Source organism: Mesorhizobium sp. B2-3-7, assembly GCF_006442695.1.
GTDB lineage: Bacteria > Pseudomonadota > Alphaproteobacteria > Rhizobiales > Rhizobiaceae > Mesorhizobium.
Window position 1 is genome coordinate 84929 of the sequence record NZ_VFVV01000004.1, and the last position, 25465, is coordinate 110393.

The following is a 25465-nucleotide window of genomic DNA, read 5'->3' on the forward strand; positions in this document are numbered from 1 at the left end:
AGCTAGTACAGGGTAGCGAAGGCATGGCGAAGAAAACAACGACGACCAGATCTCTGGACAACGATGTGGCCAGGGAACTCGAGAAGGCACTCGATCTCGACCTCAGCGGCGACACCGGCAGCGGCGACCTCGATATCGCGGCCTCGATGGAAGATCTGGAAGCGCAGATATCCCAGGCCGCCGACGAATTGGCGCGCGAGGGACGCAATCAGACGCAGGCACCCGTCGTCAACCAAGCCCAGGCCGCGAATCCCGCGCCAAAGACCAGACCCGCCGAACTGCGCCCCGTCGAAACACGCAATGGCGGTCAGCCCGCCGGCTTCTCGCCGGCCAATGACGATCGTCAGAAGGATTACAAGACGCTTCTGCACAGCCTCAACCGGCGCGCCTCGAACACGATCTACTGGGTTATCGCCTTCGTTTCGCTGGCCTGGATCGCCGGCGCGGGCGGATTGGCCAACCTCCTCTTCGGGCCGAGCATCTGGAGGATCCGCACGCTCGACCAGTTCTTCGCCCGTCCCGAACTGATCGGCCTTGCTGTCGCGGCCATCGTGCCGGTCATCCTGTTCTGGGCCTTCGCCGCCATGATTCGCCGCGCGCAGGACATGCGCATCGCCGCCCAGTCGATGACGGAAGTGGCCTTCCGCCTCACCGAGCCGGAAAACATGGCCCAGGATCGCGTCATGATGATCGGCCAGGCCGTCCGCCGCGAGGTGGCCGCCATGGGCGAAGGCATCGAACGCACGCTGGCCCGCGCCGTCGAACTGGAAACGCTGGTCCACAGCGAGGTCAACCAGATCGAGCGCTCCTATTCGGAAAACGAAACCCGCATCCGCTCGCTCGTCGACGGGCTCGGCAGCGAGCGCGAGGCGGTCGTCAGCCATGCGGAGCGGGTTCGCGCTTCGATCGCCGGCGCGCACGACACCCTCAAGGACGAAATCGGCGCTGCCAGCGACCTCATCCGCGACAGCATTCTCAATGCATCGACCAAACTGTCGATGACCATCACCAATTCCGGCGACACGCTTATCGACCGCATCAACGAAAGTTCGCTGTCGATCTTCGATTCGGTGGAAGGACGGCTCGACACCATAACCGACAAGCTTTCGACTTCCGGCGAGGCTTTCGCCAGCCTGCTCGACACGCGCATCGCCAAGCTGACGGACACGACAGACGGCCTGACCCGGTCGTTGACCGACCTGCTCGACGATCGCACCAACGGCATGGTGTCGCTGCTTGGTGGCGCCGCGCGCACACTCAATTCGGAATTCGAGGCCAGCCTCAACGGCATCGAGCGCACGCTCGCCGAGCGCGGCCAGGCGCTGATCAGCGAGTTCCAGACCCGCGCCGAGGCTCTCGACACCGGCACGCAGAAGCTCAACGCAGCACTCGAAGCCCGTGCCCGGCAGATCAACGAAACGCTGGTCGAACGCGCGCGCGAAATCGCCCACACCTTCGCCGAGAGCAAGGACACGCTGACGGCGATGATCGACCAGGGCAAGACCCAGATCGGCGCCGACATGGCCGATATCGTCACGTCGACCTCGTCCATGCTCGAAGCGCGCGCCAGCGATTTCGCCGGACGCATGGAAGCGGCGCGCCACGTCGTCTCGCGCTCGTTCGATGCCGATATCCAGCGGCTTGCCGATGCCCGCGTGGGCATAGAGGAAGCGGTCGAAAATCACAGCCGCAGCCTTTCCGAGAGCCGCGAGCGCATGGCGGCCGCGATGCAGGCCGATCTGGCCAAGTTCGCCGAGAGCCGTGCCGGCATCGATGCTGCGGTAACCGACCAGGTGCAGAAGCTGGCCGAAGGCCGCAGCCTGATCGCGCGCGCTCTCGAAGAAGATTTGCGCAAGGTCAACGAATCGCGCGCTGCCATCGACGCTTCGCTCGGCAGCCACCTCGAAAGGCTGGAAGAAGGCCGCAACCGGCTCTCCCAGGCTCTCAACGAAGACTCCGGAAAGCTGGTGCAAGCCCGTACAATCATTGACGAAATGGTTGCTGGACATGTTGGCAAGCTGGCCGAGGGCCGCAACATTCTCTCGCGCGCGCTCGAAACCGACCTCGGCAAGCTCGTGGACACGCGCGCCGATATTGATGGCCTTGTCGCCGGTCAGGTCGAGAAGATCGCCGAGGGCCGCGCGGTACTCGCCAGGGCGCTGGAGAACGACATCGCCGGCATCAAGGACCTCATCGAGGCGCATTCGGCGAAACTGGCGGAAGACCGCTCGCAGCTCGGCCGTTCGCTGGAGGACGATCTGTCCAGCATACGCGGGCTGATCGAGGACCATTCGGGCCGCCTGGCCGAGGATCGCAGCCTGCTGTCGCAGACCCTTGAAGCCGACCTTGCCAAGCTCGCCGAGAGCCGCTCGAGCATCGACGGCCTGGTCGCCGGTCAGGTCGAGAAACTGGCCGAAGGCCGCGATATTCTCAGGCGGGCGCTGGAATCCGACCTCAACGCGATCAAGGGCGTCATATCGAGCCAGTCCGAGAGGCTGGCCGAGGACCGCGGGCAGCTGTCGCGGGTTCTCGAGGCGGACTTGCAGAACGTGAACAGCGTCATTGCCGACCACATGAACAAGCTGGTCCAGGACCGTTCGACCTTGTCGAAAGCGCTTGAGGAGGACCTCGCCAAGCTGGCCGAGAGCCGCTCGAGCATCGACGGGCTGGTGGCCGGCCAGGTCGAGAAGCTGGCCGAAGGCCGCGACATCCTGCGCCGTGCGCTGGAAGCCGATCTCAATACGATCAAGAACACCGTCGCCGACCAGTCCCAGAAACTGGTCGAAGATCGGGGACAATTCGCCCGGGCGCTCGAAGCCGACCTCGAAAACGTCAACACTCTCGTCAACAGCCACTCCGAAAGGCTTGTCCAGGATCGTTCGGCGCTGTCGAAGGCACTCGAAGACGATCTGGAAAACGTCAACGGACTGGTCAATAGCCACTCCGAGCGGCTTGTCCAGGAGCGTTCGGTGCTGTCGAAGGCACTCGAGGACGATCTCGCCAAGCTGGCCGAAAGCCGCTCGAGCATCGACGGCCTTGTCGCCGGCCAGGTCGAGAAGCTGGCCGAAGGCCGCGACATCCTCAAGCGCGCGCTGGAGGCCGATTTGCAGAGGCTGTCGGAGAGCCGTGGCGATCTCGACGGCATCATCGCCGGACATGTCGGCAAGCTGGCCGAAGGCCGCGACGTGCTGAGCCGCGCGCTGGAAGACGATCTCGGCAGGCTCGCCGAGACCCGCAAGGATATCGATCGTTCACTGTCGGGTCACATCGACCAGATCGCGGCCAGGAGCACCGACATCTCCGCTGCGATCGCCGCCGACGTGGACAAGATCGAGCAGGCGTTCAGTCGCCAGACCGGCATCATCGAGGAGCGTGCGGGCACCATGGAGCGTGCGCTGTCGACAGGCGTCGACAATGTGCGCAACGTGCTCGAGAAGAGCGCCGTCTTCGTGGCCGGCGCCTTGCGCGAGAAGGTCCTGGAAGTCACCAGCGTCCTGCATGAGCAGGCGGGCCAGGCCTTCTCCGATGCGGATCGCAAGATCGCCGAGCGCGCCGAGCAGACCTCGGCCGCCCTGCTGGCTCGAGCCGAAGACATCGCCCGCACCTTCGAGGAGGCGGATCGCCGTCTCCACGCCCGTGCGGAAGACACGTCGAGCGCCTTGCTTGCCCGCGCGGACGATGCGTCCAGTTCCTTGCTGGCGCGAGCCCATGAAACCGCCGATCAGCTTGCCGCCCGTGCAAGCGAAATCGCCGGCACGTTCGACGCGGCCGACCAGAAGCTGGCCGCCCGCGCCCAGGAGACCGCCGACCAGTTGGCGGCTCGGGTGAGCGAGATTGCCGGCACCTTCGACGCGGCCGACCAGAAGCTGGTTGCCCGGGCCGTCGAAACGGCACAGTCGCTGGCCGCCCGCGCCGGCGATATCCTGCGCAATTTCGAAGGCGCCGATCAGCGGCTCGGCATGCGCATCGGCGAATCGGCCGAAGCTCTTGCCGCGCGTGCAGCGGATCTCGGCCGCATCTTCGACGCCGCCGACCAGCACCTGGTCTCGCGCATCGCCGAAGGTTCGGAAGCGCTGTCAGGCCGCGCCTCCGAAATCGCCCGCATCTTCGATGATGCGGACAACCGACTGGTTTCCCGCATCGCCGCCAGCACCTCGACCATCGGCGAACATGCTGAGAGCATCGTTGGCGCCTTCACCAGCACAGAGCAGAGGGTCGCCGACCGTGCGCGCCAGACCGGCCAGGAGCTGGCCGCGCATGCCCGTGAAATCGAGCAGGCGCTCGCCGGCGCCGACGAGCGGCTCGCATCGACCGCGGCAACGGCTGCCGCCCGCGTCGAAGAGCAGATCGCCAGCGTCGAGAACCGGCTCGCCCATACCGCCGAGACGATGGGCCAGAAGCTCAACGAGCAGGTGTCGAGCGCCGAAGCGCAACTCGTGTCGCGCGCCAATGTCATCGCGGAGACTTTCACCGCGGTCGGCCAGCATATCGGCCAGAGCACCAACGACGCCGCCAAGACGATCGGCGCCAACACCCGCGAGCTCAACACCATGCTTGCGGCACGGTCGGCGGAGATGTCGAAGATCCTCGACGAGACCGCGCGGCCGCTGGTCGAGCGTTTCGCCCAGGGCGGCTCGGAACTGCAAAAGAGCATGGAAGAGGTCACCGAACGTGCCGCCGAGAAGCTGCGCAGCGAAAACGCAGCCCTCGTCAACGCGCTCGCCAGCCGCACCGCAGAGACCCTGTCGGCGGTCGAAGGTGCCCGCTCGTCGCTATCCGACAGTGTCGCCGACCTGATCGGCCGCATGACCACGTCGAGCGCGCAGCTCGGTCAGCTGATCGAACAGGCCGCGGCCAATCTCGGCCAGGTCGACGAACGCCTGACCGGCAGCACGCAAAGCTTCGCGGCAACCACCGAGAAAGCGGCGCAGACCTTCGCCAGCTCGGCAAGGCTGGTCGATTCGAACACGACAAGGCTGACGGAACTGTCGTCGTCGACCTTGCGCGAGGTCGCGTCGATCGCCACCAAGTTCGATGAACACAGCCGCCTGCTCGCCGGTGCTTCGGACCTCCTGAGCTCGGCCCAGAGCAACCTCGAACACACGCTAGAAAGGCAGTCTTCGCTCGAGGATCTCGCTGTCGGCCTGGTCAAGAAGTCGGAAGATCTCGAAAGGGTCATGCGCTCGTTCGAGAATCTGGTCGGCCAGACGCTGCAAAATGCGGAAGGCAGGACGCTGGAATCGGCCGACAAGATCCGCAACGCCATCACCGACGTCGTCGATTCGGCAACCAAGCGCTTCTCCGACGCGACCGAGGAGATGCGCCGCACCGCCGGCGCCATCAAGAGCGAGCTCGACCTCACCCGCGCCGAGCTCAAGAAGGGCGTCATCGAGATGCCGGAAGAGGCCAAGGAATCGACATCGGCCATCCGCCGCGCGGTTTCCGAGCAGATCAACGCCCTGAAGGAGCTTTCGGACATCGTTGCGAAGTCCGGCCGCAGTGGTGGAGAGCCCTTGGAATCGCGCAATCTGCGCCCGGCGCCGCAAGCCCCGGCAGCGCCCCGCGCGGCAGAGCCGCCGCGCCGCGCTCCCGCGCCACAGCCGGAACTTCGCGCGCCGCAGGCGCCGTCGGGCGGCACGGCGCTACGCGGCACGCTTGACCTGGAGCGCCCCGCCGACACGGCGCCGCGCCAGCGTCCCGACGCCGGTGCCCGCACGCAACAGGGCGGCTGGGTGCGCGATCTCCTGAGCGGGGCGTCACGCGAGGACGAAGCCAAGCCGGCAACACCCGCCGAAGCGCCGCGCGCCGCCCCTGCCCAGCGCTCGCCGCTTCACGTCGTGGAATCGCTGAACTCGCTGTCCGTCGACATCGCACGGGCCATCGATCACGATGCGTCGATCGAACTGTGGAACCGGTACCGGCGCGGCGAGCGTGACGTGTTCACGCGGCGGCTCTATACGTTGAAGGGCCAGCAGACGTTCGACGAGATCCGTCGCAAGTACCAGACGGAGGCAGAGTTCCGCGCCGCCGTCGACCGCTACTGCGATGATTTCGAGAAGCTGCTGAAGGACGTGTCGCGCAACGACCGCGACAACATCATGGCGCAGACCTACCTGACCTCGGATACAGGCAAGGTCTACACCATGCTGGCCCACGCCAGCGGCCGCCTGCACTAGGCAGCGGCAGACAGCGAATGAAAAAAGGCGGGGGACTTGTCTCCCGCCTTTTGGCTTGGAAGGGTGGACGTCGCATCCGGAACTGGATCTCTGACTTGTGAAGACGGCGATCATATTCGACTGCGAGTTTCTTTGCCTTGAGGGCTCGCAACGCAGATTCTGGTGCGCGGCCCACGATCCCGACCCGGTCATCGCGCAGATCGGCGCGGTCAGGCTTGGGCTCGAAGACGACTTTCCCGTCCTGGGCACGCACAAGGCCTATGTCAGACCGATCGACCGGTTTGGCAGGAGATACGCGCTCGACCCTTTCTTCACCGAGCTGACTGGCATCACAGAAGAAAAGCTGGAGATCGAGGGGGTCGCGCTAGGAGAAGCCCTTGTTGACATCGATCGTTTCTCGGGTGGGGCGCGATTCTGGTCCTGGGGCAAGGACGAACTGAACATGATAGCCATCAGCTGCTATATCGCAGGCATTCCTGCTCCCATCCCGGCGGCCCGCTTTGACAATGCCGTAAAGCTGCTGATCTTCGGCCGGGATGCCGATCGAGGACCTGGCAAGAACGCCGAGCAACAAGCTTGCCGACTATTATGGCGTTCAACACCCGCCATTGCAGGGACACGATGCGCTCGATGACGCGCTGTCCGTAGCCTACACCCTGCAGCACCTGATGAAGACCGGAAAGCTGCGGCCGGACGCCTTCGACCGCTTGTAGCCTGGTGGCTGGCGCCCACCCGGCATCGCCGCTCAGATCGCCGAATCGGTCCAGCGCACGATCTGTTTGGCCGCGTCGCCGAAGGCAGCATCGAGCGCGCCGACATAGCCTTGGTTGCCGCTGCCCGAGACGGGCGCGGTCGCCGTAAAGCTCTTGGACGCACGCACCTCGCCATTGCGGTCGTTGAGGATGCGCACGAACAGGTCGACCTCGGCATGATCGCCGCCGTCGACACGGACTTCGAACGAACGTATCTCGACGATGACCTGGTAATCGATCGCCAGTCCCTCGCCCGGCTTGCCCACGCCGGCGAAGCTGCCCGAGCGCTGGAACGTCTCGGCCAGCCGAGCCTGCACGATCAGCGGCAGCCGGTCCGCCCATTGCGCGCCCTTGAGGTACTGGATCGAGCGCGGGGACGGTTTTATGACGATGTTCTGGCTGTCCAGCGCCTTGAGCGCGGACGGCTGGGCGATCAGGATCTGGCGGCGGCTATGGCCATGCGCCTCGACCGACGGCGCCGACAGTTCGAATGTGTCAAGCGGCGCAGGCCCGCCGCCCGGCAGCGCGGCACAACCGGCAAGGGTCAAGGCAAGCAAGGCCACGCCCGATCTGAACACAATCGTCGACTTCACGCGCGATCCCTGCTGTCCCCGGCCTCACTATCCCTGGATTGTAATAACAACCCGCGGATGCAGACACTGTTTCTGCGGCGAGCCGAGACCGAAGTCAACGCCGCGCCCTGCCATCGTACTGCCGAACCTCGCCCTCGCCGCCCGACAGGATGCGCTGCGGATTGCGGCTGAGGTCGGTAACCGCCTCCTCGATGCGGCTGATCGAACGGCGGCTGTCCTGAACCAGCGCTTCGACATTCGAAAGGCCCTGGCCGGAGAACCGGGCTATATTGTCGGTGATGACGCCAAGCCGCGAATTCAGCGTATCGGCAACCTGCTTGAACGACCTCAGCGTGTCCCTGGCGTCCGCCATCACGCCGTCCGCCTGCCCCGAACCGAGCAGCTTGTCGACTTTGGCCAGGATGCCGTCGACGCGCACCGAGGCGTCGTTGAGCCGCTGCGCGAGCTGCCTCGCATCCTTGATCGTCTCGTCTATGTCGTCCGCCCTGTTCGCGAATTTGCCGGTCACCTTGGCGATGTCCGAGGCCGCCTTGTCGGCGCTTTCGCTTGCCTTCTGGATGTTGGCCAGAGCCGTGCGCACTTGCGCCGGATCGATGCCGTCGAGCACGCCGTCGACCTTGGCCAGCGTACCTTGTGTCTGCTTGGCGAAATCATTGACCGATCCCACGGCCGTATCGACATTCCTGATCACGCCATCGAGCTGTTTGGACGTTTCCTTGAGGTTGCCGGTCACCGTATCGACATTGGCGACGATGCTCTTGATCTTGTCCTTGTCGACGGCATTGAGCAGCCCTTCGGCCGCCTTCAGCGTGCCGTCGAGCTTGCCCGAGACACCCTTCAGCTCATCGGACAGCGCGCTGACCGCGGACAGGAACTTGTCGACGCCGTCGGAATTCCTGGCCAGCGCGTCGGAGAACGTCTGCACATTCTGCACGGTCTGCGTCAGCGGCCCGCGCACATCCTTGGTGAACCCCTCCAGCTGCGTCAGTACCGTGTCGGCGCGCGTGAAGATGTTCTGCGCCGTCTGCAAAAGATTGGTCACCGCCGACGGGTTGGCCACGATCTCGGCGACCTTGCCTTCCTTTTCGGCCTGGTCGAGAAGTTTTACTTCCTTGGGGTCGGCGCCCTTGAGTTCGATATTGGCCTGTCCGGTCAGTCCGGCCAGGCCGATATCGGCCTGCGTCGATTTGGTGATCGGCGTCATGCGGTCGATCTCGGTGTCGGCGATGGCGACCGTCGGATTGTCGACATCGATATAGACGCGCCTGACGTCGCCGACCTTGACGCCGTTGAACAGCACGAAGCTGCCGCGGCCAAGTCCGGAAGCCGAGCCAGGGATGCGCACGCGCAACAATGTGGTCTCGCCTTTGTCGCCGATCGCCGCCGTCCAATAGACGAAGCCGAACGCCGCCAGGATCGCCACCAGCGTGAAGATGCCGACAATAACGTAGTTGGCTCTGGTTTCCATTGCTTCACTTATGGCTATGCGCGCGCGGCAAGATCAAGTTGCCGGGCTCGTTTTCCGCGGAAATACGATTTTACCCACGGTTCTTCACTCTTCAGCATGTCGTCTATGGTGCCTTCGACCAGCACTTTCTTCTTGCCGAGCACGGCGACGCGGTCGCAGGCGGTGAAAAGCGTGTCGAGATCGTGGGTCACCATGTAGACGGTCAGGTCCATCGTATCGCGCAGCTTGACCACCAGCTCGTCGAATTCCGCCGCGCTGATCGGATCGAGGCCCGAGGTCGGCTCGTCGAGGAAGACGATGTCGGGATCGAGCGCCAGCGCGCGAGCCAGTGCCGCGCGCTTGATCATGCCGCCCGACAGCTCGGACGGGAATTTCTGCGCCGCGTCCGGCGGCAGCCCGACCAGTTCGACCTTGAGCATCGCCAGTTCGTCCATCAACTTGCGCGGCAGGTCGAGATATTCGCGCATCGGCACCTGGACGTTTTCCAGCACCGTCAGCGCCGAGAACAGCGCGCCGTGCTGGAACAGCACCCCAAGGCGCATGTCGATGCGCAGCCGTTCGGCATCGTCGGCCTTTTCGATATCCACGCCGAACAGCTTGATCGTGCCGGACTGCTTGCGCGTCAAACCAAGGATGGTGCGCAGCAGAACTGATTTGCCGGCGCCCGAAGCGCCGACGAAACCGAGGATCTCGCCGCGCCAGATATCGAGCGACAGTTTGTCGAGGATCAGGTTGTCGCCGAAGGAAACGGTGATGTCATGCGCCGAAAGCACGACCTCGCTGTCATCCGCGCCCTCCTTGGCCCTGGTCTCGATGCCGTTTCCCATCGCCATTTCAGAACTCGATCGCTGCATAGAACATGGCGAAAAGCCCGTCGAGGATGATGACGACGAAGATCGATTTCACCACCGAGGCGGTCACGTGCTGACCAAGCGATTCGGCGCTGCCGCCGACCTTCATGCCCTCGACCGAGGCGATGGTGCCGATGATCATGGCCATGAACGGCGCCTTGATCAGGCCGGCGAAAATGGTGCTGAGGTCGATGGCAACGCGCAGCCGATCGATGAAGGCGGCGGGTGCGATGTCGGAATAGAGCCAAGCCGCGAGGATACCGCCGCCGAGTGCGGCAAAATTGGCGATGATGGTCAGGCAAGGCAGGGCGATCACCAGCGCCACCAGGCGCGGAAAGACCAGCACGCCGATGGGGTTAAGCCCGATGACCTTCAGCGCATCCACTTCCTCGCGCATCTTCATCGAGCCGATTTCGGCGGTGATGGCGCTGCCCGAGCGGCCGGCGATCATGATTGCCGTCATCAGCACGCCGAGTTCGCGCAGGATCAACACGCCGACGAGGTCGACGACGAAGATGTCGGCGCCGAAATAGCTGAGCTGGTAGGCGCCCTGCTGGGCAACGATGGCGCCGACGATCGCCGACATCAGCACCACCACCGGAATGGCTCCGACGCCCATGCGGTCGATCTGGTTGAAGATCGCCGCCGGATTGACGGCATGGCCGCGGCCGAGCTTCATCTGCGCGCCACGGATCGTGGCGCCCAGTATGTTCATCGAGGCGAGAAAATCGTCGCGCATTTCGTAGACGCGGCGGCCGACCGCCTCCAGCGTGCGAATGACGATGTTGGGCGGCCCGACCGGCCCCGATTCGGGCTCGCGCCGCACCGCATCGCCGACCGCGCCGAGCAGGATCGAGGCAACGTCGCTCTGGCCCTGCAACCTGACCTCGACGCCCTTCTTCTCGAAAGCGCTGACCAGGCGGTCGATCAGCCAGGCGCCGGCGGTATCGATCTTCTCGATATGCGAAAGATCGAGCGCCAAGGTATTGAAACCGCTCCGTTTCTCGATTTTGCGCATCTCTGCGTCGATCGCGGCCACGGTGCGCGTCGTCCAGATTCCCGAGAAGGCGCAGCCGAGAACGCCTGCTTCCTCACCGACCGACACGCGCGGTTCGTGGTCAGCCTCCGAGGCGGTCTTGCCGCTTGCGTCGCGCTTGCCGATGGTCAACATGGCGTCCTGTTTAGCCTGACGGGTCCGGCCTTGTCGATTTGCCGACGACCCTTCTCGCACAGCCGGAGCAGAAAATTATGGCGCGTGTCATTTCGGTCGAGGCCGAGTGTTTTCCAATCGCCGGCACCTTCACCATTTCGCGTGGTTCGAAGACCGAAGCCGAAGTGATCACCTGCACGATCAGCGAAGGCGATTACACGGGCCGTGGCGAATGCGTGCCGTACAAACGCTATGGCGAGACCATGGACGGGGTTCGCGCCGCGATAGAGGCCATGCGCGGGCAAATCTCTGCTGGCATGGACCGGACAGCCCTGCTCGGCGCCATGCCGGCAGGCGCGGCGCGCAACGCCATCGATTGCGCCTTGTGGGACCTGGAAGCCAAGATCAGCGGCAAGGCGGTGGCGGACGTAGTCTGGCCGGCTCCTTTGCATCAGCTCGAGACGGCCTACACGCTGTCGCTGGGCGAACCCGAGGCGATGGCGGCGCAGGCCCGTGCCAACGCGGCGCGCCCGCTGCTCAAAGTCAAGATCGGCGGCGACAACGACATTGCGCGCATCCGCGCGGTCCGGCAGGCCGCGCCCGGCAGCCGCATCATCCTCGACGCCAACGAGGGCTGGAACGACGACACCATCGCCGCGAACCTCGCCTTTGCCGCCGAGCAAGGCATCGCGCTTATCGAACAGCCGCTGCCGGCGGGCCATGACGGCATCCTGCGCCACATCGCGCATCCGGTGCCGATCTGCGCGGACGAGAGCGTGCATGAGGCGGGGGATCTGGCCGCGCTCGCCGGTCTCTACGATGCCGTCAACATCAAGCTCGACAAGTCGGGCGGGCTGACGGCGGCGCTCGTGCTGCGCGACCGCGCCCGCGAACTGGGTTTCGGCGTCATGGTCGGCTGCATGGTCGGCACGTCGCTGGCGATGGCGCCGGCGGTGCTGCTCGCCCAGGACGCCGATTTCGTCGACCTCGACGGACCGCTGCTGCTTGCGCGGGATCGTGTGCCCGGCCTCGCCTATGAGGGATCCTTGGTTTCACCGCCCGATCCGGCGCTTTGGGGCTGAGCGCGCCGCGAGTCCGACCAGCACCAGGCCGATGATCGCGATCGGGATCATGGCCAGGAAGCCGTCGACCCCGAAACGGTCGTAGAGCGGGCCGGAGGCGAGCGTCACGGCGGCCATGAAGAAGCCGTTGAAGAAATAGGCGACGCCCTGTGCGGCACCGGTGCGCTCTTCCGAGACCGTTTCGCCGATCATTTTCTGCAGGCCGATCAGCACCATGGCCACCGACACCGAATGCAGGGTCTGGACGCCGAAAAACCCGGCGACGCCGAGGCCAAGCGGCCAGATCAGCGGAAAGGCGATCCAGCGCACGACCGCGCCGATGCCGGCAATCACCATCACCCTGACGACCGACACGGAGGCGAATATGCGGTTGAAAAACACGAACATGCAGACTTCGGCCACCACGCCCCACGCCCACAGAAGCCCGACGACGGTGTCGCCGATGCCGATCGACTTCCAGTAGATCGACACGAAGCCGTAAAGGAAGGCGTGGCTGGCGGTGAGGATGCCGACACCCAGGGTGAAATAGACGAAATAGGCATTGAAGAGACTTGGTGCCGAGTGCTGGATCTCCGCGGCCGAAAGCGGTGAGGCAAGGCGCGGCCGGCCAAGACGCGGCGCAAGCAGCGCGGCAAAGAGCGCGGCACCCAGTGCCGCGAAAATGATCGCCGGGACGGCTTGCGCCCCTGCCGCGGTCAGGATGAAACCACCGGCCACGTTGGCGCAGAGATACGAGATCGAACCCCACTTGCGCATGCTGGTGTAGTTGGAGCCGAAGCGGCGCACGCCCGAAAGCGCGAGCGAATCGGCCATCGGCGAATGCGGTGTCCATACGATCGTCAGCGCCAGCGACACCGCAAGCACGACGGCGTAGGAGGCCGGCAGAAAATAGCCGGCGGAAATGATCATCGATGCCGCGACGAGCGCGATATAGACGTCGGCGCGGTCCCTCGCCCGGTCCGCGAGCGCGGTGAGCAGCGGCGTCGTCACGACGCGCAGGAACATCGGAGCCGCCAGGATGACGGCGATCTGCTCGGCGTGAAAACCTTTCGCCTGCAGCCACAGCGGGAAGTAGGGCAGATGCGTGCCCTGCGACACGAACAATGTCGCGAAGATCAGGCTCATGCGCAGTTCGAAATGGCGAGGCTTGACGAGCTGTTCGGGTGAAAGCGGCGGCAGCGGCATGAATCGATCCAATAACGCTGCCGTCCACGAACGGCGAGCAGTGTGGATTGACCCTTAACATGAGGAAAAACCGGACGAAACCGATTGGCCTAATCGATTAACACCGGAATCTGTGCCTGGCACCCGCAGTCAGGCGGCCTGCACCACCCGGTCCTCGATCAGCATCGGGATGAAGGGTTCGTCCGGCGCCTCGGGCAAGACATGCGCCCAGGTCAGGATTTCCATCCGGCCGTCGAAATGTTCGACCACCGCCGTGCAGCTTTCCACCCAGTCGCCGGTGTTGATGTACTGAACGTCGCCATAGCTTTCGATCGCGGCATGATGGATATGACCGCATATGACGCCGTCGACATGCGAGCGCCGCGCCTCGTCGCTGAGTACCGTCTGGAACGAGCCGATGAAATTCACCGCCTTCTTGACCTTGACCTTGGCCCAGGACGAAAACGACCAGTAAGGCAGGCCGAGCAGCTGGCGCAGCCGGGTGATCACACGGTTGACCTGCATGGCGGCGTCGTAGGCATGGTCGCCGAGATAGGCGAGCCAGCGCTGATTGTGCACGACCGTGTCGAACTGGTCGCCATGAATAACGAGCAGCCGCCTGCCGTCGGCGGTTTCGTGAATGGCGCGGTCGGCTACGACGATGCCGCCGAAATGCACGCCCTGGAACTGGCGAGCGAATTCGTCGTGGTTGCCGGCGATGTAGGTGATGGTGGCGCCCTTGCGCGCCTTGCGCAGCAATTTCTGCACGACGTCATTGTGGCTCTGCGGCCAGTGCCAACTGCGCCTCAGGCGCCAGCCATCGACGATATCGCCGACGAGATAAATGATGTCGGCATCGTGATGTCTAAGGAAATCGATCAGGAAATCGGCCTTTGCCGCCTTCGACCCGAGATGGACGTCGGAGATGAACATGCTGCGGAACGTGCGGGGCTCTTGGCCGGACATCGCGAATTCACCGTTGCTTTCGCGAGCCTATGCCCCGATTCATGCAACAACCGTATGACGGTTGCGATTGGTCCAGCCCAAGAGCTAGCCTGCCGGCGAATCACAGGAGAAATCGTCATGGATCTCGGCATCCGCGGAAAGAAGGCCATCGTCTGCGCTTCGAGCAAGGGGCTCGGAAAAGGCTGCGCCATGGCGCTGGCCGAGGCTGGTTGCGACGTCGTCGTCAACGGGCGCAACGCCGAGCTGGTGGCCAAAACCGCTGCGGAGCTGCGCGAGCGTTACGGCGTGACCGTCACGGAAGTCGTCGGCGACGTATCGAAGCCCGAGGTGCAGAAGGCGCTTCTCGCCGCTTGCCCCGAACCCGACATACTGGTCAACAATAATGGCGGCCCGCCGCTGCGCGATTTCCGCGAGCTCGATCGTGCCAAGATGCTCGAAGGCGTGACCCAGAACATGGTGACGCCGATCGAGCTGGTGCAGGCAGTGATCGACGGCATGGCCGTGCGCGGTTTTGGCCGCATCGTCAACATCACTTCGCTATCGGTCTATGTCCCCATCCCCGGCCTTGATCTGTCGTCCGGCGCGCGCGCCGGCCTGACCTCCTTTCTTGCCGGCGTGGCGCGCACGGTGGTCGACCGCAACGTGACCATCAATAGCCTGCTGCCCGGCAAGCTGGATACCGACCGGCTGCGCGGTCCGCACGAGGCCGGCAGCGTTGAAGACCCGGCCGCGGCAGCCGCCCGCAAGGCGCGCATCAGTGCCGACGTGCCGGCCAAGCGGCTCGGCACGCCGGAGGAATTCGGCCAGATCTGTGCCTTCCTGTGCTCGGTCCATGCCGGCTACCTGACCGGCCAGAACATACCGGTGGACGGCGGCCTCTATGTCAGCGCCTTCTGAGACCCGGTAGCGCCGGCGTCGAAGGAATTCCGCCAAGCTGTTGAAACAGATTGATTATCCCTGCTTCGTCAACGTGAATGGCGATTGCGTCATTTGGCGTCGCGAAAAACCTTGGCCGCATGCTAAGAAGGCGGCACGCAGGATCGCAGGGAGGCCCGGAATGAACGGCGAGAGCAAGAAAACGGCACGTTCGGACCTCGACGAAGCCGCGCTCTACTTCCACAAGCACCCGACGCCGGGCAAGCTCGAAATCCAGGCCACCAAGCCGCTCGGCAACCAGCGCGACCTGGCGCTCGCCTATTCGCCGGGCGTGGCGGCCCCTTGCCTCGAAATCCGCGACGATCCGGCGACCGCGGCCGACTACACGGCGCGCGCCAATCTGGTCGGCGTCGTTTCCAACGGCTCGGCCGTGCTCGGCCTGGGCAATATCGGCCCGCTCGCTTCGAAGCCGGTCATGGAAGGCAAGGCGGTCCTGTTCAAGAAATTCGCCGGCATCGACGTCTTCGACATCGAGATCGACGCGCCCGAGATCGAGCGCATGGTCGAAACGGTGGCGGCGCTGGAACCGACCTTCGGCGGCATCAACCTCGAGGACATTAAGGCGCCGGAATGCTTCGAGGTCGAAGAGCGACTGAAGGCCCGGATGGGCATACCGGTTTTCCATGACGACCAGCACGGCACCGCCATCATCGTCGCCGCCGCAGTGCTCAACGGCCTGGAATTCGCCGGCAAAACCATTGCCGACATCAAGATCGTCACTTCGGGCGCCGGCGCGGCGGCATTGGCCTGCCTCAACCTGCTGGTCTCGCTCGGCGCCAAGGTCGAGAACATCTGGGTCACCGACCGGTTCGGCGTTGCCTACAAGGGCCGCACCGACGAGATGGACCGCTGGAAAGATCCTTATGTGAAGGACACGGAGGCACGCACGCTGGCCGACGTCATATCGGGCGCCGACGTGTTCCTCGGGCTTTCGGCCGCCGGCGTGCTGAAACCGGAATTGCTCCAGCACATGGCGCCGAAGCCTTTGATCCTGGCGCTGGCCAATCCCAATCCGGAAATCATGCCGGAAGTGGCGCGGGCGGCGCGCCCCGACGCGATGATCTGCACGGGCCGGTCCGATTTTCCAAATCAGGTCAACAACGTACTGTGTTTTCCTTACATCTTCCGCGGCGCGCTGGACTGTGGCGCCAGCGCCATCAATGAGGAGATGAAGATGGCCGCGGTGCGGGCCATCGCCGCCCTTGCCCGCGAAGAACCTTCGGATGTCGCCGCGCGCGCCTATTCCGGCGAGACGCCGGTGTTCGGACCCGAATTCCTGATCCCCTCGCCCTTCGATCCGCGGCTCATCCTGCGCATCGCCCCGGCCGTCGCCAAGGCGGCCTGCGACACCGGTGTCGCGACAAGGCCGATCAGCGACTTCTCCGCCTATATCGACAAGCTCAACCGCTTCGTCTTCCGCTCCGGCCTGGTGATGAAGCCGGTGTTCTCGTCGGCCAAGGCGTCGAGCGCCAAGCGCGTCATCTATGCCGACGGCGAGGACGAGCGCGTGCTGCGCGCCGCGCAGGTGGTTTTGGAGGAAGGCATCGCCGAGCCGATCCTGATCGGCCGTCCGCACGTCATCGAGGTGCGATTGAAGCGCTACGGACTGCGCATCAAGCCCGGCGTCGACTTCGGCCTGATCAACCCGGAGGACGATCCGCGCTACCGCCATTACGTCGACCTCCTGATCGAGCTGGCCGGCCGGCGCGGCGTGACGACGGAGGCCGCGCGCACCATGGTGCGCACCGACAACACGGTGATCGCGGCCCTCGCATTGAAGCGCGGCGACGCCGACGCCATGGTCTGCGGCCTCGAAGGGCGTTTCGAGCGGCACCTGCGCAACGTCACGCTGATCATCGGGCCACGAACCGGCATCAAGGACCGGGATCTGTCGACGCTGTCCATGCTGATCTCGCAACGCGGCATCATCTTCCTGACCGACACCCATGTTTCTGTCGACCCCACCGCCGACGAGATCGCCGAAATGACCGTGCTGGCGGCCGAGGAGATCCAGCGCTTCGGCATCGAGCCCAAGGCGGCGCTGCTGTCGCATTCGGATTTCGGCTCGCGCGATTCGCCGAGTGCGCTCAAGATGCGGCAGGCGGCGGCGATCCTGGCGCGCATCGCGCCCGAGCTGCAATGCGACGGCGAGATGCATGCCGATTCCGCGCTGTCGGAACATCTGCGCCAGCGCGTCTATCCGCATTCGCGTCTGAAGGGCGAAGCCAATCTCCTGGTGTTCCCCAACCTCGATTCCGCCAACATCACGCTGACAGCGCTCAGGACCATGATGGATGCCCTGCATGTCGGCCCGATCCTGCTCGGCACCGACAAGCCGGCGCATATCCTGACGCCCTCGGTGACTTCGCGCGGCGTCGTCAACATGACAGCGCTGGCGGTGGTCGAGGCCGCCCACAAGGCGCAAGCTGTCGTCGATCTGGGCTGAACACCAATTCGGGGGTAAACTGCGGTTTAACCACGAGCACGTAGCGTGCGGCGAACAACCAAGCAGGGTTTCGGCGGATGATGGGCAAAGGGTGGAAGCAGGCGCATCTCGCCGTGCTGCTTGGCCTGCTGCTTTCGGGCGCCGCCGTCTCCGAGCCGCAGGCCGCCTCGCGTGTCTGCCGCCAGCTCGAGACCGATCTTGCCGCGACCTCGCGCGGCAGTGGCGGTCCGGCCCTGATCCGGAAATATGACGCCGCGATCGACCGGCAACGCGAGCAGATTTCAAAGGCGCGCGGCCAGTCCAGCAGCGCCGGCTGCGGCTTCTCTCTATTCAGCCGCAATGTCAGCCAATGCGCTGGGTTCAACGCCACCATCGAGCGCATGAACGCCAATCTCGATAGCTTGCAGGCCAAGCGCGCCCGCCTCGCCGGCGGCGGTTCGCGGCGCGATCGCGCACGCATCCTGGCCGCGCTCGACACCAATGGCTGCCGCGAGGACGCGGTGGCGCCCCGCCGCGAACTCTTGCGCGAAGCGAAACGGGAACAAGGCAACGGCAATCTGTTCGACCAGCTGTTCGGCGGCGACACACGCCGGCTCGATACGCTCGACCAGTCTGACGATCCCGACGAGGAGCGCAATATCCGCCGCGTGCCGGGCCGGTCCGGCATACCGGATTTTCCGGGCGTCGGCGGCGAGTTCCGTACCACCTGCGTGCGCACCTGCGACGGCTACTTCTTTCCGATGTCGAATGCCGCCTCGGTCGGCGATTTCGAGCGCGACCAGAAGAACTGCGAATCGAGCTGTCCCGGCACCGAGATCCAGGTCTTCTATTCGCGCGGCGTGGGCGACGATTCAGCCGACATGACATCGTCGGTCACCGGCCGACCCTACAGCGAACTGCCGACGGCCTATCTTTACAAGCAGCCCAACCTGTCGCGGCCGCCGGCCTGCGGCTGCAACGCCGCGCAGAACTTCCAGATCATCGGCGGCAATCCGCCAAGCCAGCAACAGTCGCGGCCGCAAACGGAGGGCGCCCCGTTCATTCCGGTGCCTGCCTCCAAACCCGATCCAGGTGCCGATCCCGAGACGCTGGCAAACGCCGCAGGCGGGCTGGACCGCGACGCCATCAAGCGGCTTGCGGTCAAACCGGTCACATCGCCGGTCTCGACGCTGCCGCCGGAACAGCGGAAGGTCAGGGTCGTCGGGCCAACGTTCCTTCCCGACCCATCAGCGGCAATAGATCTGCAAGCTCCGGTCCCGAAGTCAGTCCGGTAAGGGCGAGCCTCAGCGGCATGAACAGCGCCTTGCCCTTGCGGCCGGTCGCTTCCCTGATCTTGGCCGTCCAGTCCTTCCAGACGGTCCCGTTCCAAGGCTCCTCGGGCAGCAGATCGATGGCCTGGTGAAGAAAATCTCGATCGGCGTCGGAAAATTCCGGCTTCTCCTGCGGCCCTTCGCGCAGGATGCGCCACCAGCCGACAGCATCGGCCAGCCTGTCGAGATTGCCGCGCACAGCCAGCCAGAACGGTTCCGCCTGCTCGCCCGATATGCCGAGCACCACCAGCCGATTCTGCGCTTCGGAGAACGGCATTTGGTGCAGCAGCGTCCGGTTGAGCACGAAAAGCTCGTCCGGGTCGAACTTTGCCGCCGACTTCGAGGTCGCCGCCGGGTCGAAACGGCTGGCGAGTTCGGTCAGGTCGTGCGCGGCGGCGACATTCTCCGACGTGCCGACGAGCACGGCCAGCGATGCGACCGCCATCGGCTCGATGCCGTCCTCGCGCAGGCTTTCGATGGAGAGTGCGCCGGTGCGCTTCGACAGCCCCTCGCCCGAAACGGTGGTCAGCAGATTGTGGTGGCCGAATTCCGGCGGCTCGGCACCCAGCGCCCGGAACAGCGCGATCTGCACGCCGGTGTTGGTGACGTGGTCGTCGCCGCGGATGACATGGCTGACGCCCATCTCGATATCGTCGACGACGGATGGCAGCGTATAGAGATAGGTGCCGTCCTCGCGCACCAGCACCGGGTCCGACAGCGAGGCGAGATCGACGGTTTCCTGCCCGCGCACTAGGTCGTTCCAATGGATTTCGGTGCGCTCCGGCTGCTGCGGATCGCCGGTGAAATTGGGCAGCAGGAAGCGCCAGTGCGGCCGGCGGCCATCGGCCTGATATTCGGCGATCTGTTCCGACGTCAGCGTCAGCGCCTCGCGGCCATAGACCGGCGGCAAGCCGCGCGTACGGCGCACCTTGCGCCTGAGGTCGAGCTCCTCCGGTGTTTCATAGCAGGCATAGAGAACGCCCGCCGCCTTCAGCCGCTCGACCGCCGCGTCATAGATCTCGAAGCGACGCGACTGGTATTCGGTGGTGTCGGGAAAGATGCCAAGCCAATGCAGGTCGTAAAGGATGGCGTCGGAAAATTCCTGCTTCGAGCGCGCGACATCGGTGTCGTCGAAGCGCTGGATGAAGCGCCCCTTATGGTTCATGGCGAACAGCCAGTTGAACAGGGCGGTGCGCGCATTGCCGATATGGATGCGGCCTGTCGGTGAAGGGGCGAAACGAACGGTAACTGTCATGAGCGGGGCGTACCGGATGCTTTTGTGATTGACAAGACGCGCCCCCGTGCCGTGCCGCAGACATAGAACATGGCGCAAGCAATGAAAAGACTTGGCGGACGCGGCTCCGCCCGCGATCACATGTCCCGCGCCGCCCGCCCGTCAAGCCGCCGGCGCCTGATGGGATGGCCTCCGGGCCAGAGCCGGAGGCCATCCCCGATCAGGTGACAAGTCCCTTGGTCAATTCGAGCGCCTGGCGCTCGAACAGGCGGCGGTAGATGCCGCCCGGCAGCCGGATCAGCGCGTCATGCGAGCCTTCCTCGGCGATCTTGCCGCGATCGAAGACCAACAGCCTGTCGAGCGCCCGCACCGTCGAAAGCCGGTGCGCGATGACCAGCGTGGTGCGGCCGACCATCAGCCGCTCCATCGCCTGCTGGATCAGCACCTCCGATTCTGAATCGAGGCTCGACGTCGCCTCGTCCAGGATCAGGATGCGCGCATCGGCGAGGAACGCGCGCGCGATCGCCACGCGCTGGCGCTCGCCGCCCGACAGCTTCACGCCGCGCTCGCCGACGAGCGTGCCGTAGCCCTTCGGCAGGTTGGCGATGAAGTCGTGCGCGCTCGCCAGCTTCGCGGCGTGCTCGATCTCGGCCTGCGTGGCGCCAGGCCGGGCATAGGCGATGTTTTCGGCCAGCGAGCGGTGGAACAGGATCGGCTCCTGCTGCACGATGGCGATCTGCGCGCGCAGCGACGCCTGCGTCACCTCCGAAATGTCCTGGCCGTCGATCAGGATCCGGCCGGCGTTCACGTCATAGAGCCTCTGGATCAGCTTGACGAAAGTCGTCTTGCCCGACCCGGAATGGCCGACCAGCCCGACCCGCTCGCCCGGCGCGATATCGACCGAGAAATCGCGATAGAGCGGCGAACGGTGACTGCCATAATGGAAGGTGACGTCGTCGAAGGCGATGCCCCCTTGCGTGATGCGGATCGGTCCGGCGCCGGGCCGATCCTCGATGCCGAGCGGTTCGGACTGGAAATCGACCAGTTCCTCCATGTCGTTGATCGAGCGCTGCAGGTTGCGGATATGCGTTCCGATATCCCTGAGATAGCCTTGCAGGACGAAGAAAGAAGTCAGCACGAAGGCGACGTCGCCGGCCGTTGCCTGCCCCCACGACCACAGCATCAGCGCCAGGCCGATGACCGCCGCTCTCATCACCAGCAGCAGCACCCCTTGCGTGGTACCGTTGATGGTGCCGCGCACCCAGGTGCGCCGCGTGCGGGCACGCCATTTGGCGACGACCTTCGCAAGCCGGTTCTCCTCGCGCTCCTCGGCGCCAAACCCCTTGACCACGGCGTTGCAGCTCACCGCGTCGGCCAGCGAGCCGCCAAGGCGCGTGTCCCAGGTGTTGGCGAGCCTGGCCGCCGGCGCGACATAACCAAGCGACAGCATCGCCGTGACAGCGATGAACAGCACCGAGCCGGCGGCGACAACCGCTCCCATCAGCGGCCAGAACCAGCCCAGCAGCAGCGTCGAGCCGACGAGCATGACGATCGACGGCAGCAGCGCGATCAGGATCGTGTCGTTGAGCAGGTCCAACGCCCACATGCCGCGCGTCACCTTGCGCACGGTCGATCCGGCGAAGCTGTTGGCGTGCCAGTCGGTGGAAAAGCGCTGGACACGGTGGAAGGCGGCGGCGGCGATGTCGGCCATCATCTTCAGCGTCAGTTCGACGATCCCCATGAAGGCCAAATTGCGCAGGACGACACCCGCCAGCGCCAACGCCATCAGCATGGAAAACGCGGTCATCGCGGCATTCCAGGCGATCTCGTCGGCGCCGGCGCTGCTGGCGACGGCATCGACCAGCCGGCCGGAATAGAGCGGCGTCAGCACATCGGCCAGCGTCGACAGCAGGAAACCAGCCATGATCAGCGAAAGCCGCCAGGGCTGGCGCCGCCAATGGGTGAAAGTAAAGCCAAGAACGCTGCGAAAGGCGCTCGCGCGCAAATCGATTCGAAAACGAGCCATGATGTCATTCGGGCGCAAAAAGCCCGATCCCGGTAAGGTCGAAAATTGAAAAAACCGCGCAAGGGGCTCAATGCCCGGGAATGCGGAGGTTCGGTTATGAATGGCCGCTTGCCCGAAGGCGGCGACCGGCATCGGCAAAGGCCTGTTCTCGATCCGGCTCCGTTCCGAGGGTGAAAACCCTGCGGCGCGCCGGTCGGGACCTAGGCTTCGCGGCCTCGCATAACGATGTCAAATCCTGGCATTCGGTCCTCCCTAAAGGGAATCGCGGAGAGGTCCTTATAGAGATGCCGCATCGCATCGCCAAGGCTGGCGGTCACCAAAAACGGCATCTGGTCCAAGCACTGGGATAAATTTGCAACAACGGCAATGGCGCTTGGTCAGCGGATCGGCTTACGATCGAGGCGCATGTACCGGCCATCGGTCGATGCCTTGAATCCCAGTCTTTCATAAACCCCATGCGCGTCGCTGGTCGACAGGCTCCAGTGCGAAACGCTACCGAGCTCGGGATGGTCGATCAGCGCCCGTACCAGCCGCGAGCCGATGCCCTGCCCGCGATGCTGCGGCCAGACGATGATATCGGCCAGATAGGCGAACACCGTGCGGTCGGTGATCGCCCGGCCGAAGCCGACCTGTTTGCCTTCGACATAAGCGCCGACGCAGAGCGAATTCGCGAAGGCGCGGCGGTGGGTCTCGTCACTGCGCCCGCCGCCCCAATAGCTTGCCATCAACAGGTCGGATGTCGCCCTGAAGTCGATCCGTGACAGGTCGAAGCTGATTTCACACTCGGGCATCGCTACCCCTCGCCTGCGGCATGACGCGAATTTTCGGTCGGTACGGTGTCTAGCCGCGATCCCTGAACCGGTTGGTGATGGGATAGCGACGGTCGCGGCCGAAATTCTTCCTGGTGATCTTCACGCCGGGCGCCGCCTGCCGGCGCTTGTATTCGGCGACGTAGAGCAGGTGCTCGATGCGCGTCACCGTCGCCCGGTCATGGCCGCGCGCGACGATGTCGTCGACGCCCATCTCGTTCTCGACCAGGCATTCGAGGATGTCGTCCAGCACCGGATAGGGCGGCAGCGAATCCTGATCGGTCTGGTTCTCGCGCAGTTCCGCCGACGGCGCCTTGTCGATGATGTTCTTCGGGATCACCTCGCCCGACGGTCCGAGCGCGCCCGGCGGCACGTGGCTGTTGCGCCAGCGCGACAGTGCATAGACCTGCATCTTGTACAGGTCCTTGATCGGATTGAAGCCCCCATTCATGTCGCCATAGAGCGTTGCATAGCCGACCGACATCTCGCTCTTGTTGCCTGTCGTAACCACCATCGAGCCGAATTTGTTGGAAATCGCCATCAGGATGGTGCCGCGCGCGCGGCTCTGCAAGTTCTCCTCGGTGATGCCTTCCTTGGTGCCTTCGAAAAGCTGCGTCAGCGCATGAAGGAAACCTTCGACCGGCTCGAAGATCGGCACGATGTCATAGCGGCAGCCGAGTGCGCGGGCACAGTCCTCGGCATCCCTAAGCGAATCCTTCGACGTATAGCGGTAAGGCATCATCACCGCGCGCAGCCGCTCCTCGCCCAGCGCATCGACGGCAAGGGCCGCGCAGATGGCCGAATCGATGCCGCCCGACAGGCCGAGCACGACGTTCTTGAAACCGTTCTTGTTGACGTAGTCGCGCAAGCCCAGCATGCAGGCGCGATAGTCGGCCTCCTCCCGTTCGGGGATCTTCGACATCGGTCCTTCCGAACAGACCCAGTTTTCGCCCTGTCTCCTCCAGGTGGTGATGTCGACCGCCTCCTCGAACTGGCTCATCTGGAAAGCAAGCCGCTTGTCGGCACCTATGGCAAACGACGCGCCGTCGAAGATCAGCTCGTCCTGGCCGCCGAGCTGGTTTGCATAGATCATCGGCAGCCCGCATTCGATGACCTGGCGGATGACGACCTGGTGGCGCACATCGATCTTGGCGCGGTAATAGGGCGAGCCGTTCGGCACCAGCAGGATTTCCGCGCCGCTCTCGGCCAGCGTCTCGCAGACGCCGATGTCGCCCCAGATGTCCTCGCAGATCGGGATTCCCAGACGCACGCCGCGGAAATTGACGGGCCCCTGGATCTCCGGTCCGGCCTGGAAGACGCGCTTCTCGTCGAACTCGCCATAATTCGGCAGATCGAGCTTATAGCGCTCGGCGATGATCTTGCCGCCATCGGCGAAGACGATCGAGTTGTGGGTGCCGGTTTTGCGCTTCAGCGGCGTGCCGATGATGACGCCGGGACCGCCATCGGCGGTGTCGGCGGCAATCTCCTGCGCGGCCCGCTCGCAGGCCTTCAGGAAGGCGGGCTTCAGCACCAGATCCTCAGGCGGATAGCCGGCGAGGAAAAGCTCGGTGTAGAGCACGAGATCGGCGCCTTGACGCGCGGCATCCGCCCTCGCCTCGCGGGCCTTGGCGAGATTGCCGGCGACGTCGCCGACTGTCGGATTGAGCTGGGCAACGGCGATGCGCAGTATGTCGGGCTTCTTGGTCATGCTGCTGACTTAGCGCGGCAAAATTCGCCCCGCAATGGCGTTTGCTTGGGCCAATTTCGACATCAGTCGTTGCCCATATAGTCGCGCAGCGCCTGCGGCGAATGGTTCTCCCCGATCGACATCGCCAGGATGCGCGAAATGTGCCGGCGCGGCAGGCCGGTATCCGCAACCCAACGGTTGACCTGGGCCTGGATCTTGTCGAGATCCTTCTTCGACGTCGGGCTTTCGGCGATATCAAGCCCGGCATCGCGAAGGGCGGCCGCCATGTCGGCCGAAATGACGAAGGCGTCCCAACCCAGCCAGCGCAGGAAATACTGGCCGGTATTGCCGCCGAGCCGGCTCCCATGCTTGCCGAGATAGGCCATCAGCCCGACCTGGTCGTCGGCGGGCCACTCGGCGAGGAATGTGCCGAAGCCGCCATGCTCTTTTGACACGCGCTCGACGAAGGCAGCGTTGTCGCGAACGGATTTGATCTTCTGCGGATTGCGCACGATGCGCTGGTCGGATGCCAGTTCATGCCAGAAATCGTCAGGCTGGAACAGCAACCGCTTCGGCTCGAAGCGCAGGAACGCCTCTTCGAATCCGGGCCATTTCTGCTCGATGACGCGCCAGACGAAACCGGCGGCGAAGACGCGCTCGGCCATCGTCGACAGGATACGGTCATCGCCGATGTCGGCCACGGCGGCGTTGTCGGGAATCGGCCCGAGCAGCGAGACCAGTTCCTCCTCGCCGCCCTTGCGCTTTGCGGCGCGAGCGCGAATTTTCTTGAAGTCGACCATAAGTCCCTCCGGTTC

At 64.6% G+C, this 25465-nt stretch carries 17 protein-coding genes and 1 pseudogene; 7 read left to right on the plus strand and 11 right to left on the minus strand.

The features are described from left to right. Positions 1 to 23: 23 nt before the first annotated feature. A complete protein-coding gene (locus FJ940_RS09930) occupies positions 24 to 6176 on the plus strand; it encodes a kinesin (protein WP_140656380.1) in 6153 nt (2050 codons plus the stop codon). 97 nt (positions 6177 to 6273) lie between these two features. Further along, positions 6274 to 6889 (plus strand): annotated as a pseudogene (locus FJ940_RS09935) (3'-5' exonuclease). Positions 6890 to 6921: 32 nt separating this feature from the next. Here the strand turns inward: FJ940_RS09935 and FJ940_RS09940 are convergent. The 4 genes from FJ940_RS09940 to FJ940_RS09955 all read right to left on the minus strand — a co-directional run bounded on the left by FJ940_RS09940 (position 6922) and on the right by FJ940_RS09955 (position 11011). Continuing rightward, positions 6922 to 7521, minus strand: coding sequence for an ABC-type transport auxiliary lipoprotein family protein (locus FJ940_RS09940; protein ID WP_224518948.1), 600 nt, complete (start codon positions 7519 to 7521; stop codon positions 6922 to 6924). A gap of 94 nt (positions 7522 to 7615) precedes the next feature. After that, positions 7616 to 8989, minus strand: coding sequence for an MlaD family protein (locus FJ940_RS09945; RefSeq protein WP_140498920.1), 1374 nt, complete (start codon positions 8987 to 8989; stop codon positions 7616 to 7618). Positions 8990 to 9003: 14 nt separating this feature from the next. Next, a complete protein-coding gene (locus FJ940_RS09950) occupies positions 9004 to 9822 on the minus strand; it encodes an ABC transporter ATP-binding protein (RefSeq protein WP_140498922.1) in 819 nt (272 codons plus the stop codon). A gap of 1 nt (position 9823) precedes the next feature. Then, the gene (locus FJ940_RS09955; RefSeq protein ID WP_140498924.1) at positions 9824 to 11011 is read right to left on the minus strand and encodes an ABC transporter permease; all 1188 of its coding nucleotides are present in this window, start codon (positions 11009 to 11011) and stop codon (positions 9824 to 9826) included. 77 nt (positions 11012 to 11088) lie between these two features. On the opposite strand from FJ940_RS09955, the gene dgcA reads away from it, so the two are divergent. Further along, positions 11089 to 12072 (plus strand): N-acetyl-D-Glu racemase DgcA, encoded by a 984-nt coding sequence (gene dgcA, locus FJ940_RS09960; protein ID WP_140656383.1) that lies wholly within the window; start codon positions 11089 to 11091, stop codon positions 12070 to 12072. Here dgcA and FJ940_RS09965 read toward each other — a convergent pair. Both FJ940_RS09965 and FJ940_RS09970 read right to left on the minus strand, forming a co-directional pair. Then, positions 12043 to 13257 carry an MFS transporter gene (locus FJ940_RS09965; protein WP_140498927.1) on the minus strand — a complete coding sequence of 405 codons (1215 nt, stop codon included), beginning with the start codon at positions 13255 to 13257 and terminating at the stop codon, positions 12043 to 12045. The two genes, dgcA and FJ940_RS09965, sit on opposite strands and share 30 nt — an antisense overlap. Before the next feature lie 129 nt (positions 13258 to 13386). Beyond that, positions 13387 to 14202: a UDP-2,3-diacylglucosamine diphosphatase gene (locus FJ940_RS09970; protein ID WP_140498929.1), complete on the minus strand. Its 816-nt coding sequence runs from the start codon at positions 14200 to 14202 to the stop codon at positions 13387 to 13389. A gap of 117 nt (positions 14203 to 14319) precedes the next feature. On the opposite strand from FJ940_RS09970, the gene FJ940_RS09975 reads away from it, so the two are divergent. The 3 genes from FJ940_RS09975 to FJ940_RS09985 all read left to right on the plus strand — a co-directional run bounded on the left by FJ940_RS09975 (position 14320) and on the right by FJ940_RS09985 (position 18858). Then, positions 14320 to 15099 (plus strand): SDR family oxidoreductase, encoded by a 780-nt coding sequence (locus tag FJ940_RS09975; RefSeq protein WP_140560907.1) that lies wholly within the window; start codon positions 14320 to 14322, stop codon positions 15097 to 15099. A 160-nt stretch (positions 15100 to 15259) separates the two neighbouring features. Beyond that, a complete protein-coding gene (locus FJ940_RS09980; protein WP_140498933.1) occupies positions 15260 to 17584 on the plus strand; it encodes an NADP-dependent malic enzyme in 2325 nt (774 codons plus the stop codon). A gap of 77 nt (positions 17585 to 17661) precedes the next feature. Continuing rightward, positions 17662 to 18858 (plus strand): DUF2865 domain-containing protein, encoded by a 1197-nt coding sequence (locus tag FJ940_RS09985; protein ID WP_140656385.1) that lies wholly within the window; start codon positions 17662 to 17664, stop codon positions 18856 to 18858. Here the strand turns inward: FJ940_RS09985 and gltX are convergent. Together gltX and FJ940_RS09995 are read right to left on the minus strand one after the other, a co-directional pair. Then, on the minus strand, positions 18776 to 20149 hold the full coding sequence (gene gltX / locus FJ940_RS09990; protein WP_140584338.1) for a glutamate--tRNA ligase: 1374 nt from the start codon (positions 20147 to 20149) through the stop codon (positions 18776 to 18778). The genes FJ940_RS09985 and gltX overlap by 83 nt on opposite strands. Positions 20150 to 20348: 199 nt before the next feature. Further along, on the minus strand, positions 20349 to 22052 hold the full coding sequence (locus tag FJ940_RS09995) for an ABC transporter ATP-binding protein (RefSeq protein ID WP_224518947.1): 1704 nt from the start codon (positions 22050 to 22052) through the stop codon (positions 20349 to 20351). On the opposite strand from FJ940_RS09995, the gene FJ940_RS28715 reads away from it, so the two are divergent. Then, a complete protein-coding gene (locus tag FJ940_RS28715; RefSeq protein ID WP_224518946.1) occupies positions 22051 to 22203 on the plus strand; it encodes a hypothetical protein in 153 nt (50 codons plus the stop codon). The genes FJ940_RS09995 and FJ940_RS28715 overlap by 2 nt on opposite strands. A 328-nt stretch (positions 22204 to 22531) precedes the next feature. Here FJ940_RS28715 and FJ940_RS10000 read toward each other — a convergent pair whose 3' ends face one another. The 3 genes from FJ940_RS10000 to FJ940_RS10010 form a co-directional block, all read right to left on the minus strand. Beyond that, a complete protein-coding gene (locus FJ940_RS10000) occupies positions 22532 to 22945 on the minus strand; it encodes a GNAT family N-acetyltransferase (RefSeq protein WP_140656388.1) in 414 nt (137 codons plus the stop codon). Between the two features lie 49 nt (positions 22946 to 22994). Then, entirely contained in the window at positions 22995 to 24671 is a 1677-nt protein-coding gene (locus FJ940_RS10005) for an NAD+ synthase (protein ID WP_140656390.1), read from the minus strand. 62 nt (positions 24672 to 24733) lie between these two features. Further along, entirely contained in the window at positions 24734 to 25450 is a 717-nt protein-coding gene (locus FJ940_RS10010; RefSeq protein WP_140525391.1) for a DNA-3-methyladenine glycosylase I, read from the minus strand. Positions 25451 to 25465 lie beyond the last annotated feature (15 nt).